Origin of the sequence: Ensifer sp. 1H6, assembly GCF_001976035.1 — a bacterium.
In the GTDB taxonomy this organism is placed as follows: domain Bacteria; phylum Pseudomonadota; class Alphaproteobacteria; order Rhizobiales; family Rhizobiaceae; genus Ensifer; species Ensifer canadensis.
In genome coordinates this window covers 82884-97861 of the sequence record NZ_MOAI01000002.1, presented here as the reverse complement: position 1 = coordinate 97861, position 14978 = coordinate 82884, and the positions used below count along the sequence as shown (strand labels likewise).

Here is a 14978-nt window from a genome sequence, read left to right as displayed (position 1 = left end):
CATCGGTTTATTCCGCTGCTTCCGCGTAGCTTTCCAGCGGCGGGCAGGTGCAGACCAGGTTTCGGTCACCGAAGACGTTGTCGACCCGGTTGACCGGCGACCAGTACTTGTCGACCCGGAAAGCGCCTGGCGGGTAGCAGGCCTGTTCGCGCGAGTAGGGACGATCCCAATCGCCGACCAGGTCTTCGACCGTGTGCGGAGCGTTCTTCAGCGGGTTGTTGACCTTGTCCATCCGGCCTTCCTCGATGGCGCGGGCTTCCTCGCGGATTGCCAGCATTGCCTCGCAGAAGCGGTCGATCTCAGCCTTGGTCTCCGATTCCGTCGGCTCGATCATCAGCGTGCCGGCAACCGGCCAGCTCATGGTCGGAGCGTGGAAACCGCAGTCGATCAGGCGCTTGGCCACGTCGTCGACGGTCACGCCGGCGCTTTCGACCAGCGGGCGGGTGTCGATGATGCACTCATGCGCGACACGACCCTTGGACGACTTGTAGAGCACTTCGTAGGCGCCCTTCAGCCGAGCAGCGATGTAGTTGGCGCTGAGGATCGCCACCTTCGTCGCCTGGGTCAGGCCTTCTCCGCCCATCATCAGGCAGTAGCTCCAGGAGATCGGCAGGATCGAGGCCGAGCCGAAAGGAGCAGCCGAAACCGCACCGTCATTGCCATCCGTTTCCGGGTGACCCGGCAGGTAGGGTGCCAGATGCGCCTTGACGCCGATCGGGCCCATGCCAGGACCGCCGCCGCCATGCGGGATGCAGAAGGTCTTGTGCAGGTTCAGGTGGCTGACGTCGGAGCCAATGTCGCCGGGGCGGGCAAGGCCGACCATGGCGTTCATGTTTGCACCGTCCATGTAGACCTGGCCGCCGTGCTTGTGCACGATCTCGCAGACCTCACGGACGTTCTCTTCGAACACGCCGTGCGTCGAGGGATAGGTGATCATGCAGCACGAGAGGTTTTCCGCGTACTGCTCGGCTTTTGCACGGAAATCATCCATATCGATGTCGCCGTTGTCGCTCACCTTGATGACGACGACCTTCATGCCGGCCATCTGGGCGGACGCCGGGTTCGTGCCGTGCGCCGAAGTCGGGATCAGGCAGACGTCGCGATGGTCGTTGCCCTGTGCCAGGTGGTATGCGCGGATCGTCAACAGACCGGCATATTCGCCCTGTGCGCCGGAGTTCGGCTGCATGGAAATCGCGTCATAGCCAGTGACGGCGCAGAGCTTATCCGACAGGTCTTCGATCATGTGCTGGTAGCCGGCCGCCTGATCCTTCGGAACGAAAGGATGGATTTCGGCGAATTCGGGCCAGGTGATCGGCAGCATTTCCGCCGTAGCGTTGAGCTTCATCGTGCAGGAACCGAGCGGAATCATCGCCCGGTCGAGCGCCAGGTCGCGGTCCGAAAGACGGCGGATGTAACGCGTCATTTCGCTTTCGGCGCGGTTCATGTGGAAGATCGGATGCGTCAGGTATTCGCTGGTGCGCAGCAGCGGCTGCGGCAGGCGATAGCCCGGCTCGAACTCTTCTACCTTGAAGTCACCACCAAAGGCGCGCCAGACGGCTTCGAGCGTGACGGGGCGCGAGCGCTCGTCGAGGCTGATGCCGATCTTGGTTTCGCCGATCTTACGCAAGTTCACTTCCTCGGCGACGGCAGTCTTGAGGATGATGCCCTGCAGCTTGCCGACATCGACGGTGATCGTGTCGAAAAACACGTCCGGTTCGACAGTGTAGCCAAGCTTTTCGAGGCCCATGGCGAGGCGAACGGTCTTCTGGTGAACGCTCTGAGCGATCGCCTTGATGCCCTTCGGTCCATGGAAAACAGCGTACATCGAGGCCATGACGGCCAGCAGCACCTGCGCGGTGCAGATGTTCGACGTCGCCTTTTCGCGGCGGATATGCTGTTCGCGGGTCTGCAGCGAAAGGCGATAGGCGCGGTTGCCGCGTGCATCGACCGAGACGCCGACGAGACGGCCGGGCATCGAGCGCTTGTGCGCGTCCTTGACGGCCATGTAGGCAGCGTGCGGACCACCGTAGCCGACCGGAACGCCAAAGCGCTGGGTGCAGCCGATGGCGATATCGGCACCCATTTCGCCGGGCGACTTCAAGAGGGCAAGCGCCAGCGGGTCGGCCGCGACCGTCGCGATCGCGCCGGCCTGGTGCAGGCGGGCGATCAGGCCGGTAAAGTCATGCACGTGGCCGTAGGTGCCCGGATACTGGAAGATGGCGCCGAAGACGTCGACCGGATCGAGATCGGTGAACGGATTGCCGATGACGATCTGCCAGCCGAGCGGCTCGGCACGGGTCTTCAACAGAGCAATCGTCTGCGGGTGGCAGCTCTCGTCGACGAAGAAGGCCTTCGCCTTGGACTTCGACACACGTTCGGCCATCGCCATGGCTTCGGCGGCAGCCGTCGCTTCGTCAAGCAGCGAAGCGTTGGCAACGTCGAGGCCGGTCAGGTCGCAGACCATCGTCTGGTAGTTGAGCAGCGCCTCGAGACGACCCTGGCTGATTTCCGGCTGATAGGGCGTATAGGCCGTGTACCAGGCCGGATTTTCCAGGATGTTGCGCTGGATGACCGGCGGCGTGATCGTGCCGTAATAGCCCTGGCCGATCAGCGACACGAGCTTCTGGTTGCGGTTGGCCGTTTCGCGCATCTTGTCGAGCGCTTCACGCTCGGTCATCGGCGCGCCCCAGGCCAAAGGCGTCTTCTGACGGATCGACGGCGGCACGGTGTCATCGATGAGCGCGTCGAGCGACGGATAACCGACGACCTTCAGCATCTCATCCATTTCCGCCGGCGACGGGCCGATATGACGCCGGTTGGCAAAGTCATACGGCTTGTAGTCGGTAAAGGTGAAGTCCTTGGGCATGCTCATCAGGCGACGAGCTCCTTGTAGGCCGCTTCGTCGAGAAGGGCGTCGGCTGCGTTCGGATCGGCGAGTTTCAGCTTGAAGAACCAGGCAGCGCCCTGCGGATCGCTGTTGACCAGCGACGGGTCGTCGACGATCGCCTGGTTGACTTCGACGATTTCGCCATCAAGTGGACAATAGACGTCGGATGCCGCCTTGACGGATTCAACCGTTGCCGCCGTGTCGCCCTTGGCAAAGGTGGAGCCAGTTTCCGGCAGTTCCACAAAAACGAGGTCGCCGAGCTGGCCGGCCGCGTGTTCGGTGATGCCGACCGTTGCTACGCCAGCTTCGACCTTCAGCCACTCGTGTTCGTCGGTGAACTTCAACATTTGCGCTCTCTCCTGATCAGCGTTTGTAGGTTTGTTTGACAAAGGGCAGGGCGGCGACGACGACCGGCAGATATTTGCCGCGCACCTCCGCATAAACCGTCGTGCCGTTGTCGGTATGGGTGGCGTCGACATAGCCCATGGCAATCGGGCCATCGACGGTGGGGCCGAAGCCGCCCGAAGTCACCTTGCCGACGAGCGTCTTGCCCTCGGTGTCGGCAAAAAGATTGGCACCACCGCGCACGGGCGCGCGGCCCTCTGGCTTCAGGCCGACGCGACGGCGCTTGGCGCCGTCTGCGAACTGGCCAAGAATCCGGTCCGCACCGGGAAAGCCGCCCTCGCGGGCACCGCCGGCGCGCCGCGCCTTCTGCATCGCCCACTCGATCGCGCCCTCGACCGGTGTGGTCGAAGTATCGATATCGTTGCCATAGAGACAAAGTCCGGCTTCGAGACGCAGCGAATCGCGCGCGCCAAGGCCAATCGGCTTGACATCAGGGTGTTCGAGCAACCGCTGCGTGACGTCGGCGGCCGATACCGAGGGAATGGAAATCTCGAAACCGTCTTCGCCGGTATAGCCGGACCGGGAGATGATGCAGGCTACATCGTGCAGGTCGGCTTCGGCGACATCCATGAAGCGCATGGCCGAAACATCGGCCCACAATTCGCCAAGAACTGCTTCTGCGTGGGGGCCCTGCAGCGCGATCAACGCACGGTCGTCGAGCATCGTGACTTCACAGGTGTCGGCGAGGCCCTTCTTCAGGTGCTCGAAATCGGCATCCTTGCAAGCGGCGTTGACCACCAGGAAGAGGTGGTCGCCGCGGTTGGCGATCATCAGGTCGTCGAGAATGCCGCCTTCGGCATTGGTGAAGATCGCATAGCGCTGCCGGCCTTCACCAAGGCCGAGCACATCGACGGGCACCAGCTTTTCCAGCGCCAGCGCTGCGTCCTCAATCTTGCCGGACTTTGGCCGAACGATGACCTGGCCCATGTGAGAAACGTCGAACAGACCTGCCGCGGTGCGCGTATGCAGGTGCTCCTTCATCACGCCGTCAGGGTACTGGACCGGCATGTCGTAGCCGGCAAAGGGCACCATGCGGGCACCCAGCGACAGATGCAACGCATGCAGCGGCGTATGTTTCAAATGGGAAATCTCTTCCAACTCCGGCCTCCAGGTCTGGCGCGCACGCGCGCCGGCTCACACTTCCGGCGTCAAACGCCGTCAAATTCGAGCCCCCTCTGTCCCTTTGCCTGAGATTGTTATCCCTTCGGCGAGCGCAAAAAAACGCTTCTCTCCAGAGTCCTACCGGCACCTTGCTGGTCCTTTGGCCTGAGAGTTTCCGGGGCGGTTGCTCCTTCGGCACCGGAACGAACCGGTTTCTCCCAACAAGATCGCCTCCAAATAACGGCGAACCTGTGAACTTGGCAAGGGGGCGGTGTCGCGGTCAAACACATTTTTGTCGCAGCACTTCCCATCGCCGGACTGGGGGTGCGTCAATTCTGTCTTTGCATTCTCCTCCGCTTGAGGATAACTCAGGATCGATACCGGGGACGACAATGACTAGGTGTAAGGGACATTTGCGGATCGCTGTGCGCATCGTCGCCGCTTTCGCGCTTGTTTTCCTGTCCTTCGCCCACAAGCCGGCGATGGCAAAAAGCCTGACGCCTGCAGAGATCGCAGCCTATCAGCTACCCGATGGCACCATCGCCGATATCTGCTTCGGCATGGATGGCATCGACAACGGCAAATCGCCATCGATGGCGCCGGTCTGCGAGGCCTGCCGGCTTGCGGTGGCTGCCCTGCTGCCGACGCCGCCGCAACATAGCGAACGCGCCGAGACCGGCAACTGGCTTGCCGATTTGCACCGCGCGCAAGACGAAATTACCGTCCGGCATCTGCGCCTTCTGCCGCCGCCGCGCGGACCTCCCCACCAGTCGTAACGCTTCCCCACGCATTCAATTTCAATGCGCCGCGATGGCGGCATCGACCACGACAGAACCGGGCTCTGACCGGCACGTGGTCAGGAGTGTACGACATGAACAAGACCGCACTGACTATATTTTCCCTCGGCCTGGCGCTTTCAACCGCTGGCGTCGCCCACGCCCATGCGACGTTCGAAACCGACAGCGCGCAATCCGAAAAGAGCTTCAAGGCGGTGCTGCAGGTTCCGCACGGTTGCGATGGCAAGGCAACGACCGAGGTGCAGATGAAGCTGCCGGAAGGCTTCGTCTTCGCCAAGCCGCAGCCGAAACCGGGTTGGGAGCTGGAGATCATCAAGGGCGACTACCAGAAGACCTATGACAATCACGGCGAGAAGGTCTCTTCCGGCCCAATCGAGATCCGCTGGAAGGGCGGCAATCTGCCCGAAGAGTTCTACGATACCTTCGTCGTCAAAGGTAAGATCTCGGGCTTCGACAAGGAAACCGTGCTTGCCTTCCCGACGGTTCAGCTGTGCGGCACGGACGGCAAGGTGGTGTGGGACGAGGTAGCAGCCGAGGGGCAGAGCGCCCATGACCTGAAGAGCCCGGCGCCCACGGTGACGGTGACGCTTGCCGCCGGTGGCGACGAGCATGCCGGACACGGCGGGCAGATGGCCACGGACGGCCCGGTCAAGCTGGGCGACCTTGAAATCTTTGGCGGCGCGGCCAAGGCGATGCTGCCGGGCGCCAAGGTTGGCGGCGGCTTCCTGACGATCAAGAACGGCGGCAGCGCCGACGATCGCCTGGTCGCAGTCGAGAGCCCGGTCGCGGGTCGCGTCGAGATCCACGAAATGGCGATGCAAAACGACGTGATGAAGATGCGCAAGCTCGATGACGGCGTTGCCATCCCGGCCGGCGAGACCGTCGAGCTCAAGTCCGGCGGCCTGCATCTGATGTTCATGCAGGTGTCGAAGCCGTTTGCCGAGGGTGAAACCGTGCCGGTTACGCTGGTCTTCGAGAAGGCTGGCAAGGTCGATGCCACGCTTGCCGTGGGAACGGCGGCCGGCGGCGCTGCGGCAACCGGCGGGCACAAGCACCACTGAAGGACCTGATGAGACGAAGGGCTTTGCCTCAGGCGGCGCCGTTCTCATCCTCTTGGCCGGCGGGATCTTCCTGCCGGCTTTCGTTTTCGCGCCATTCTGGCATGTCCCCGTCGTCGCGCATGTATTCGAGATATCGGCGTAGCGTTTCCGCCTCGCTCTGCTGCGGCAGGCGGCCATCGGCGCTCATCAGCATCAACGACAGGGGCAGGGCGCCCTTCATCTTGGGAATAGATGCCTGGGTGATCGTCGGCTCGCTGGAACGGCGGGTCGAAAGCAAGGTGATCGCCTCATCGGCCGGGCCATCGCCGGACACGCGCGCCTTCGGCTTGACGGCTTCCGCCGCATAAGCCGCTGTGGTCGCGGATACCGTGACGACCTGTACCACCTTGTTCCCCTGCCTTCCTTGCTATTAATCCTTTCCTTTTTGCGCTGTTTCGCTTGAAGCTGGGTGAAAATTGGCGGTCGCCTTTTAGTCGAATCCTAACGATTGCTTCTAAGGGCGGTGCGGATCGGTTTTCGAAGAGTCTATGTCGGGATGCGCCCATGCGATCCATCCCTCGGGCATGAAGGCCGGACACTTCGGGCATCCCCGACGGGGGAACGCACAGGTTGAAGACCACCCTGATTGCTCTCTTTGCCTCGACGCTTGGGTCAGTCGCCCGGGCGACGGCAGGCGTTGCCACCACAGGCCAGCAAAGACGAACGCCAGGCTGAGGTTGTACTGCAGCCTTCGCATATACTTGCGACATGCCTTAAATACGCGCACACTCACCCCGGATACAAAAGGCGTGCCCAGATTTCACAAGGGAGCAATTTGATGCCAGATCGCACCGCGCTCGAGCAAACCGTGCACTCGCTCTATGCAGCGCGCGATGCCAACGACCTTGAGGCCATGCTGGCCTGTCTGCATCCAACCTTCAGCTTCCGTATCGTCGGTAGCGGCCGTCTTGGGGCCATGACCCAGAAGGTCAGCAATCCGGAAGCAGTGCGCTCCGCTTTTCGCGGCCTGGTCGACGCCTGGGATTTGAGCCAGATGAAGACGGTTCAGCTCGACGTCGACGGTAACACGGTTTACGCCCATCGGGTTGGGCCCATCCGCTTCGTTCCTTCCGACACATGGTTCGATACGGAAATCCTGGACAGGTTCAGCTTCAGCGACGACCGGATGGCTGACCTGACGGAATTCGTCGACACCTTGCTTGTTGCCGAAACCGTCGGTCTTGTCGCGATGCCGGCGATCGCGGTGGATTATTCGTCGTCCACACGAGACAGTATCAGCCTCTGAATATCCGGATCCTGGCTGCGGATTGCCGTCATCAACGCACTCAACCGGCCGCGTAGGCCGTGAATCTGATCGAGCAGTTGCATGGCGACGTCGACGCCGTCGTCGTTGACGCCCATGGGGCCAGTCAGGTCCTGGATCAGGCGGGCGCGGGCAAGATCATCGTCTTCGAATATCCAACCTCTGTCGGCATGGCGCGGCACAAGCCAGCGCTGCTCGACCCAGACCCGTAGCACCGTGACCTCGATTTCGAGGTGTTCGCAAAACTCGCTGTCGTTCATGCGTTGCCTCCCAGGTTCTTGCGTGGATCCTCCGCCTTTCCGGCTGCCCAGCCCTCGACGAAGGCGGCGAGCGCCGGATCGGCCTGCGGCGCAAGCGTGATCTTCAGCGTCACATAGGCATCGCCGTGGCCACCGCCCGGCTTGCGCATGCCCTTACCCTTCAACCGCAAGACCTTGCCGGTGTTGGAGTTCGGCGGGATCGTGACGTTGACGGCGCCATCCATGGTCGGAACGCGGATCTTGCCGCCAAGCACGGCTTCGCTCAGCGAAATCGGGATCTCATAGCGCACATCCTCACCATCCACCTGGAACAGCGGATGCGGCCGCACACGGATGTCGATCAGCGCGTCACCGGCAGCCGCGCCGTTGGAGCCGGGCTCTCCCTTGCCGCGCAGGCGCAACGTCTGGCCGTCGCGTGTGCCCGGCGGAATCGTCAGATCAAGGGCCGGCCCGCCCCCCCGGCAGGCTGATCTGCTTCTTGGCACCATTGACCGCCTCGAGCAGACTGATCTCCATCGAGAAATGTGCATCGCGCCCGCGCATCGATTGTTGGCCCCGACCACGACGAGAAAAGAAGTTGGAGAAAATATCGTCCGAATCGCCGAAATCCGAAAAGCCGTGAGCGCTTTCGTAGCGACCGGCGGTGTCGTTGGCGCCGGCATAATCGCGGTAGAAGTTCCGAGGCGCCGTTTCCGCGCCGGTTTCGTCGATCTCGCCGCGATCGTATTTGCCGCGCTTCTCCTCGTCGCTTAAGAGCGCATAAGCGGCCGAAACTGACTTGAAGCGATCCTCGGCTCCCTTGTCCCCGGGGTTGAGATCGGGATGTAGTTTCTTGGCAAGCTTGCGGTAGGCGCTCTGAATATCTTTCTGCTTGGCGTCCCGGCTGACGCCCAGGGTTTCGTATGGACTGCTCGGCATGGGTCTCCCTCAAACTGAAGCGATCGGCAGTGGATCGGGCTGTGCGGTACAGCTCACATATCCCAATCCAATCGGGTGATCGGTCGCTTGACTACAAGCATAGGGCACCCGTGCGGAAACGACAGGGAGAAAACGAACCGCGGCCGGTTTGTGCTCTCATTTCGCGAGTAGGCCGTTTCTGCTACAATCGGGATTTCGGAACCATTCGAAAAAGGCAGCGTTCCCATTGGGTGGTTTTTCAACGGAGGCCGACATGTCCGTGCGCCTGCAACTTGCCATCATGGTTGGACTGATGATCAACGCCGTGCTCTTCGGCATCGGTGCGGTGATCGTGCTTTCCATCCCGGTGCTCGCCGACAACGCCAAGTATTCTCTGCCAGTCGTGGTCGTCACATGTTTCATCCTCACGCCTTTCATCGCCTGGCTGATGGCTCCACGCCTCAGGCTGCGTTACTGGCGGGAGCGCGAGCAGCCGGGCAAACACCTGTCGACGTGAACCTTCGCCTCGGCTTTTCCCAGGGGCAGGCGGCTGAGTTCTACTGCATGTTTCCTTAAATCCTATTCGTTTTAAGGATAAAAACCTGCAGCAATTCAAAGTGCTACAGCGACCTTTGCGCGTCTAAGACGCGCGGCGCTGTAGAAGCTGAAAGAAGCGTGCTGCTGTTTGCCCCGCTCACCCTTGTGAGTGCAAAAGCGCCAACGATTTGCCGCGCCCAATATGCGCGCAGACGTTGAACACATCACAGGCAAGCACAAATTAGCTTTAAACAATCAATGCCCTTGATAGATGCCCGGTTGAGTATCATAGAATTGGCGGGTCAAATCGTCATGCGTCGCTTCGGCGTAGCGCACGGCCGAAGATCAAACGACGCTGAAGGAGCAAATGCCTATGAAAACTGCGATGTTGCTACTCGTTCTCTCCACCTTGGCGGCCTGTGCGCAAACCACGGGCGGCGGTGGTGTGAATTATGTCAGCGGCGACGGCGACTATTACCAGGGCATCGTTACACCGAAATAATCCGGTGAAGGCAGCCTGAAATCCCATGGAAGTGGGCTTTTCACCAAAAAGGCTTCGGTTGCACGGTTGCGCTCTCCCACGCACCGATCAACCGAAGCAACACTCGCACCAAGAACGGCAGAACTCTTGTCGACGCGCCACAACTCTGCGGCGCTCTCCGTAACTGATCCATCCCGCATTGATCATACGCAGCGAAGCTGCATGCCACCTGTCTTTGGCTGTCGGCTAATTCTCAAACCGCTTCTTCAGGAAGTAACGCGCTATTGCGCCCGGCGCGCCCTCCAGCTGGCCGAAAACCACAAAACCCAGCTTTTCGTAAAAAGGCCGCGCCTGGAATTCGAACGTATCGAGCCATAGGCCGATGTAGCCGCGATCCCGCGCGATCTTCTCCGCCTCGGCGATCAGTCGCTGTCCCAGACCTTGGCCGCGAAGGTTTTCCGGTATGGCGAGATAGCGGATGAAAGCCCAGCCATAGCCATCGGTCGCATAGAGCCCGCCGATTGCCGCCTTCGTTTCGGGATCCCGAATGAAGACGGCAAAACCGGGCTGATCGACCATGCCGCTATGCGCATCGTTATAGGCGTCAAGCGTCGTGACGATCGCACGCAGATCATCCTTGCTCGGATCTTCGAGGGTGATGTCGATGATGGGGGCTGTCATTTGGAACGAGCCAGATAAGCGGGGCGAATGGGTAAAGACTGCGGATGCACAATTGCGACGGTCGGCGGTGCCTCTCTAGCCGCAACAGATACATAATCTGTGCTGGCTGCCAAGTGTTTCATCCCGACGGCTCTGGCGCCTTACACGGTTGCGATACGCCTTCTCGTAGGACGATCGGCGATTTGGTGCTGAGCCACTCATCGTAACTGAGATGGCGCGTCTCGTAGCCGGGTTTGGCGACACACCACCGCCAAGAGAACACGTCGTAGCCATGCACGACCAGCGCCTCAACACGCCATTCACCTTCTTATGAAAGCGTGCGATTCCTGATGCGTCCGTCTCCGTCACCTCGGCAAGTCCGCGGCGATTATGAGGATGAACAATTGTCCAAAGATGCACCTTCGCGCCCGCAATCGGGACCTCGCTGGTGTCGTGGACGGAGACACGAGCTGCCGGCTTCAGTTGCTTGCAAATCGGGTAGGCGCAGCTAGCCGGCAAGACAAGCGGCAGCAGTAGCAATAGACGGAATGCACTCATTACACCTGCCTCTCCTGTCAGAGAGAAACCAAATCCGTAACGTTTCAAATGCGGGAAGCAAGGTCAGGCAGAAATCCGGAGCCTGCCCCAACACAAAAGGCGCTCTAAGGAGCGCCTTTTGTTTCTTCAATGTCTCACTGCACGCATCTTACACCACGTGGCTTCAGTGTCGTAGCTGATCAGCTGCAGCCGCTGGTGGCGCCGCAGGTGTCGCACTTCTCGCAGGTGCCGTTGCGCACCATTGTGAAGTTCTGGCACTCGGAGCACATGTTGCCGGTGTAACCCTGCATGATCGAGCGGGCGCGGCGTTCGGCTTCGAGCTTCTTGGCGTCCGACTTGGCCGATGCCGCTTCTGCGGCCGCCTTGTCGGAGAACAGAGCCGTCACTTCCGTTACCGTCTCGACTGTTTCCTCGGGGATCTCTTCGGCAAGTTCGGCGGCGCGCTCTTCGTAGTCGCGCTTGAAGGCAACGATTTCAGAAGTTGCGATCGACGTTGTCTGTTCGATCTTGCGGACGGTGTTGCCGGCAATCGAGGTTACCGTTGCACTGGAGGAGGCGCGGGCAGGGGCTGCTGTCGCCGAACCCTTCGGCTCACTGGTGCGATCAGCCGTGCCGCCGACGATGGTCGGCTTGTAGCCGCGGGTCCAGCCGGTGGAGATCAGGTTCGTCTTGCCTTCCTGGATACCCTTGCCGAGCGCCGTGTTGCTGAAGTCGGACGTGTCGACATGGGCCAGATCGTGACGGCCGAGGTAGGACACGGCCAGTTCGCGGAAGACGTAGTCTAGGATCGACGTCGCGTTCTTGATCGCGTCGTTGCCCTGCACCATGCCGGCCGGCTCGAACTTGGTGAAGGTGAAGGCCTCCACATATTCTTCGAGCGGAACGCCATATTGTAGGCCGAGCGAGATGGCGATGGCGAAGTTGTTCATCATCGCCCGGAAGGCAGCGCCTTCCTTGTGCATGTCGATGAAGATCTCGCCGATGCGGCCATCGCCGAATTCGCCGGTGCGCAGGTAGACCTTGTGACCGCCGACGACAGCCTTCTGGGTGTAACCCTGGCGGCGGTTCGGCAGCTTTTCGCGGGCGCGGATCACCTTCTCGATGACGCGCTCGACGATCTTCTCCGTGATGGTCACGGCCTGGGCAGCGGCCGGCGCCTGGATCAGATCCTCCAGCGCATCCTCGTCATTCTCGTCTTCGATCAGCGAGGCATTGAGCGGCTGCGACAGCTTGGAACCATCGCGATAGAGCGCATTGGCCTTCAGCGCCAGCTTCCACGACAGCATGTAGGCGTTCTTGCAATCCTCGACGGTCGCCTCGTTCGGCATGTTGATCGTCTTGGAGATGGCGCCCGAGATGAACGGCTGGGCGGCAGCCATCATGCGGATGTGGCTTTCGACCGAGAGGTAACGCTTGCCGATCTTGCCGCAGGGGTTGGCGCAATCGAAGACAGGCAGGTGTTCGTTCTTGAGGAACGGCGCACCTTCGAGCGTCATCGCACCGCAGACGTGGATGTTGGCCGCTTCTATGTCCTTCTTCGAGAAGCCCATGTGCTCCAGGAGGTTGAAGTCCATCTGGGCGAGCTGCTCGTCGGTAACCTTCAGCGCACCCTTGAGGAAGTCCGCACCGAGCGTCCACTGGTTGAAGACGAACTTGATATCGAAGGCCGACTTCAGGGCAGCGTTGACGGCCTCGACCTTCTCATCGGTGAAGCCCTTGGCCTTCAGCGTCGAGGGATTGATGGCAGGCGCCTGGTTGAGGTTGCCATGGCCGACGGCATAGGCCTCCATCTCGGCAAGCTGGCTCTCGGAGTAACCGAGCGAACGCAGAGCCTCGGGAACGGCGCGGTTGATGATCTTGAAGTAGCCGCCACCGGCGAGCTTCTTGAACTTCACCAGCGCGAAATCGGGCTCGATTCCAGTCGTGTCGCAGTCCATGACAAGACCGATCGTGCCGGTCGGCGCGATGACGGTTGCCTGGGCATTGCGGTAGCCGTGCTTCTCGCCGAGTTCCAGCGCCTTGTCCCAGGCGCTCATGGCGTGAATGACGAGGTCCTGGTCGGGGTTTTCGCCATGGATCAGCGCAACCGGGTTGACCGAGAGGCCTTCATAGCCCGTCGTCTCGCCGTAAGCGGCGCGGCGGTGGTTGCGGATGACGCGCAGCATGTTGTCGCGGTTCGGCGCGAAGCCCGGGAACGGACCGAGCTTGGCCGCCATTTCCGCCGACGTGGCGTAGGAAACGCCGGTCATGATCGCCGTCAACGCACCGGCAATGGCGCGGCCCTCGGTCGAGTCATAGGGAATGCCCGACGACATCAGAAGGCCGCCGATATTGGCATAGCCAAGGCCGAGCGTGCGGTATTCGTAGGACAGTTCGGCAATCTCGCGGGACGGGAACTGCGCCATCATCACCGAAACTTCGAGAACGACGGTCCACAGACGCACGGCGTGCTCGTAATCGGCGATGTTGATGCGCTTCGTCGCCGCGTCCTTGAACATCATCAGGTTCAGCGAGGCGAGGTTGCAGGCGGTGTCGTCGAGGAACATGTATTCCGAGCACGGGTTCGACGCGCGGATCGGACCGGCGGCGGGGCTGGTGTGCCAGTCGTTCATCGTCGTGTTGAAGTGCAGGCCCGGATCGGCCGACGCCCATGCGGCGTAGGAAATCGACTCCCAGAGGTCGCGTGCCTTCAGCGTCTTCATCACCCGGCCGTCCTTGCGGGCGGTCAGGTGCCAGTCGCCATCAGCTTCGACGGCGCGCAGGAAGTCGTCCTTGATCGAGACGGAGTTGTTCGAGTTCTGGCCCGAAACCGTGAGATAGGCTTCCGAATCCCAGTCGGTGTCGTAGGTCTTGAACTCAAGGTCCTTGTAACCCTGCTTGGCGAACTGGATGACGCGCTGGACGTAGTTTTCAGGCACCAGCGACTGCTTGGCAGCGCGGATCTCGCGCTTGAGCGCCGGGTTCTGCTTCGGGTCGTAGCAGGCGTCGTCCGTGCCGTCGCAGTTGACGCAGGCCTTCATGATCGCCTTCAGATGCTTGGCGACGACCTTCGAGCCGGTGACGAGCGCTGCAACCTTCTGCTCTTCCTTGACCTTCCAGTTGATGTATTCCTCGATATCCGGGTGATCGATATCGACAACGACCATCTTGGCGGCGCGACGGGTGGTGCCGCCCGACTTGATGGCGCCGGCTGCGCGGTCGCCGATCTTCAGGAAGGACATCAGGCCCGAGGACTTGCCGCCGCCCGAGAGCTTTTCGCCTTCGCTGCGCAGATGCGAGAAGTTGGAGCCGGTGCCGGAGCCATACTTGAACAGGCGCGCTTCACGCACCCACAGGTCCATGATGCCGCCCTCGTTGACGAGGTCGTCGGCAACCGACTGGATGAAGCAGGCGTGCGGCTGCGGGTGTTCGTAAGCCGACTTGGACTTGGTCAGCTTGCCGGTAAAGGGATCGACATAGAAGTGGCCCTGGCCGGGGCGTCGATGCCATAGGCCCAATGCAGGCCGGTGTTGAACCATTGCGGGGAGTTCGGCGCAACGCGCTGGGTGGCGAGCATATAAGCAAGTTCGTCACGGAAGGCGGAGGCGTCTTCTTCGCTGGCGAAATAGCCGCCCTTCCAGCCCCAGTAGGCCCAGGTACCGGCCAGGCGATCGAAAACCTGACGGGCATCGGTTTCGGAACCGTACTGTTCGTCCTTCGGCAGCGCCTTCAGCGCATCCGTGTCGGGAACCGAGCGCCAGAGGAAGGAGGGGACATCATTCTCCTCGACGCGCTTCAGCTTCGCCGGCACGCCGGCCTTGCGGAAATACTTCTGGGCAAGGATATCGGCGGCAACCTGGCTGAACTGGGCCGGCACGTCGATATCGGCCAGACGGAACACGATCGAGCCGTCGGGATTCTTGATTTCACTCGTAGCCTTGCGGAATTCGATCTCCGCATAGGCGGATTGCCCAGCCTTGGTGAAACGACGTTCGATCAGCATTATCCCGTGTCCTTCGTGTTGCGAGCGCCCGCCACAGGCGCAAGTGTCC

At 61.2% G+C, this 14978-nt stretch carries 11 protein-coding genes, 2 pseudogenes and 1 riboswitch; of the genes and pseudogenes, 5 read left to right on the top strand and 8 right to left on the bottom strand.

Features of this window, described 5'->3' with window-relative positions:
• Positions 1–7: 7 nt before the first annotated feature.
• From gcvP to gcvT, 3 genes are read right to left on the bottom strand one after another with little or no spacing between them, the layout of a single operon-like run.
• A complete protein-coding gene (gene gcvP / locus BKP54_RS03345; RefSeq protein ID WP_025427113.1) occupies positions 8–2872 on the bottom strand; it encodes an aminomethyl-transferring glycine dehydrogenase in 2865 nt (954 codons plus the stop codon).
• On the bottom strand, positions 2872–3234 hold the full coding sequence (gcvH, locus tag BKP54_RS03340) for a glycine cleavage system protein GcvH (protein WP_025427112.1): 363 nt from the start codon (positions 3232–3234) through the stop codon (positions 2872–2874). The genes gcvP and gcvH overlap by 1 nt, the downstream gene beginning before the upstream one ends.
• A 16-nt stretch (positions 3235–3250) precedes the next feature.
• Entirely contained in the window at positions 3251–4390 is a 1140-nt protein-coding gene (gene gcvT / locus BKP54_RS03335; protein ID WP_025427111.1) for a glycine cleavage system aminomethyltransferase GcvT, read from the bottom strand.
• 146 nt (positions 4391–4536) lie between these two features.
• Positions 4537–4624, bottom strand: a riboswitch (glycine riboswitch).
• Between the two features lie 161 nt (positions 4625–4785).
• Here gcvT and BKP54_RS03330 point away from each other — a divergent pair.
• Together BKP54_RS03330 and BKP54_RS03325 are read left to right on the top strand one after the other, a co-directional pair.
• Entirely contained in the window at positions 4786–5169 is a 384-nt protein-coding gene (locus BKP54_RS03330; protein ID WP_057208627.1) for a hypothetical protein, read from the top strand.
• Between the two features lie 95 nt (positions 5170–5264).
• Positions 5265–6251: a copper chaperone PCu(A)C gene (locus tag BKP54_RS03325; protein ID WP_025427109.1), complete on the top strand. Its 987-nt coding sequence runs from the start codon at positions 5265–5267 to the stop codon at positions 6249–6251.
• A gap of 28 nt (positions 6252–6279) precedes the next feature.
• Here the strand turns inward: BKP54_RS03325 and BKP54_RS03320 are convergent, their stop codons facing one another.
• Positions 6280–6636, bottom strand: coding sequence for a hypothetical protein (locus BKP54_RS03320; protein ID WP_025427108.1), 357 nt, complete (start codon positions 6634–6636; stop codon positions 6280–6282).
• 432 nt (positions 6637–7068) lie between these two features.
• Between BKP54_RS03320 and BKP54_RS03315 the strand changes: the two genes are divergently transcribed.
• Positions 7069–7536, top strand: coding sequence for a nuclear transport factor 2 family protein (locus BKP54_RS03315; protein ID WP_025427107.1), 468 nt, complete (start codon positions 7069–7071; stop codon positions 7534–7536).
• Here the strand turns inward: BKP54_RS03315 and BKP54_RS03310 are convergent.
• Both BKP54_RS03310 and BKP54_RS03305 read right to left on the bottom strand, forming a co-directional pair.
• A complete protein-coding gene (locus BKP54_RS03310; protein ID WP_057208621.1) occupies positions 7500–7814 on the bottom strand; it encodes a chaperone modulator CbpM in 315 nt (104 codons plus the stop codon). The two genes, BKP54_RS03315 and BKP54_RS03310, sit on opposite strands and share 37 nt — an antisense overlap.
• A pseudogene (locus tag BKP54_RS03305) lies at positions 7811–8732 on the bottom strand (J domain-containing protein). Before BKP54_RS03305 ends, BKP54_RS03310 begins: the two are co-directional and overlap by 4 nt.
• Before the next feature lie 253 nt (positions 8733–8985).
• On the opposite strand from BKP54_RS03305, the gene BKP54_RS03300 reads away from it, so the two are divergent.
• Together BKP54_RS03300 and BKP54_RS37070 are read left to right on the top strand one after the other, a co-directional pair.
• Positions 8986–9228 (top strand): hypothetical protein, encoded by a 243-nt coding sequence (locus tag BKP54_RS03300; protein ID WP_025427105.1) that lies wholly within the window; start codon positions 8986–8988, stop codon positions 9226–9228.
• Positions 9229–9621: 393 nt separating this feature from the next.
• Entirely contained in the window at positions 9622–9750 is a 129-nt protein-coding gene (locus BKP54_RS37070; RefSeq protein ID WP_255569869.1) for a hypothetical protein, read from the top strand.
• A gap of 225 nt (positions 9751–9975) precedes the next feature.
• On the opposite strand, the gene BKP54_RS03295 is transcribed toward BKP54_RS37070, so the two are convergent.
• Positions 9976–10410: a GNAT family N-acetyltransferase gene (locus BKP54_RS03295; protein WP_025427104.1), complete on the bottom strand. Its 435-nt coding sequence runs from the start codon at positions 10408–10410 to the stop codon at positions 9976–9978.
• Between the two features lie 716 nt (positions 10411–11126).
• A pseudogene (locus BKP54_RS03290) lies at positions 11127–14929 on the bottom strand (vitamin B12-dependent ribonucleotide reductase).
• Positions 14930–14978: the final 49 nt, after the last annotated feature.

What these genes read in the sequence shown, in the direction of transcription:
- gcvP (WP_025427113.1), bottom strand. Translation starts at nt 2,872, where the DNA reads ATGAGCATGCCCAAGGACTTCACCTTTACCGACTACAAGCCGTATGAC.
- gcvH (WP_025427112.1), bottom strand. Translation starts at nt 3,234, where the DNA reads ATGTTGAAGTTCACCGACGAACACGAGTGGCTGAAGGTCGAAGCTGGC.
- BKP54_RS03330 (WP_057208627.1), top strand. Translation starts at nt 4,786, where the DNA reads ATGACTAGGTGTAAGGGACATTTGCGGATCGCTGTGCGCATCGTCGCC.
- BKP54_RS03325 (WP_025427109.1), top strand. Translation starts at nt 5,265, where the DNA reads ATGAACAAGACCGCACTGACTATATTTTCCCTCGGCCTGGCGCTTTCA.
- BKP54_RS03315 (WP_025427107.1), top strand. Translation starts at nt 7,069, where the DNA reads ATGCCAGATCGCACCGCGCTCGAGCAAACCGTGCACTCGCTCTATGCA.
- BKP54_RS03310 (WP_057208621.1), bottom strand. Translation starts at nt 7,814, where the DNA reads ATGAACGACAGCGAGTTTTGCGAACACCTCGAAATCGAGGTCACGGTG.
- BKP54_RS03300 (WP_025427105.1), top strand. Translation starts at nt 8,986, where the DNA reads ATGTCCGTGCGCCTGCAACTTGCCATCATGGTTGGACTGATGATCAAC.
- BKP54_RS37070 (WP_255569869.1), top strand. Translation starts at nt 9,622, where the DNA reads ATGAAAACTGCGATGTTGCTACTCGTTCTCTCCACCTTGGCGGCCTGT.
- BKP54_RS03295 (WP_025427104.1), bottom strand. Translation starts at nt 10,410, where the DNA reads ATGACAGCCCCCATCATCGACATCACCCTCGAAGATCCGAGCAAGGAT.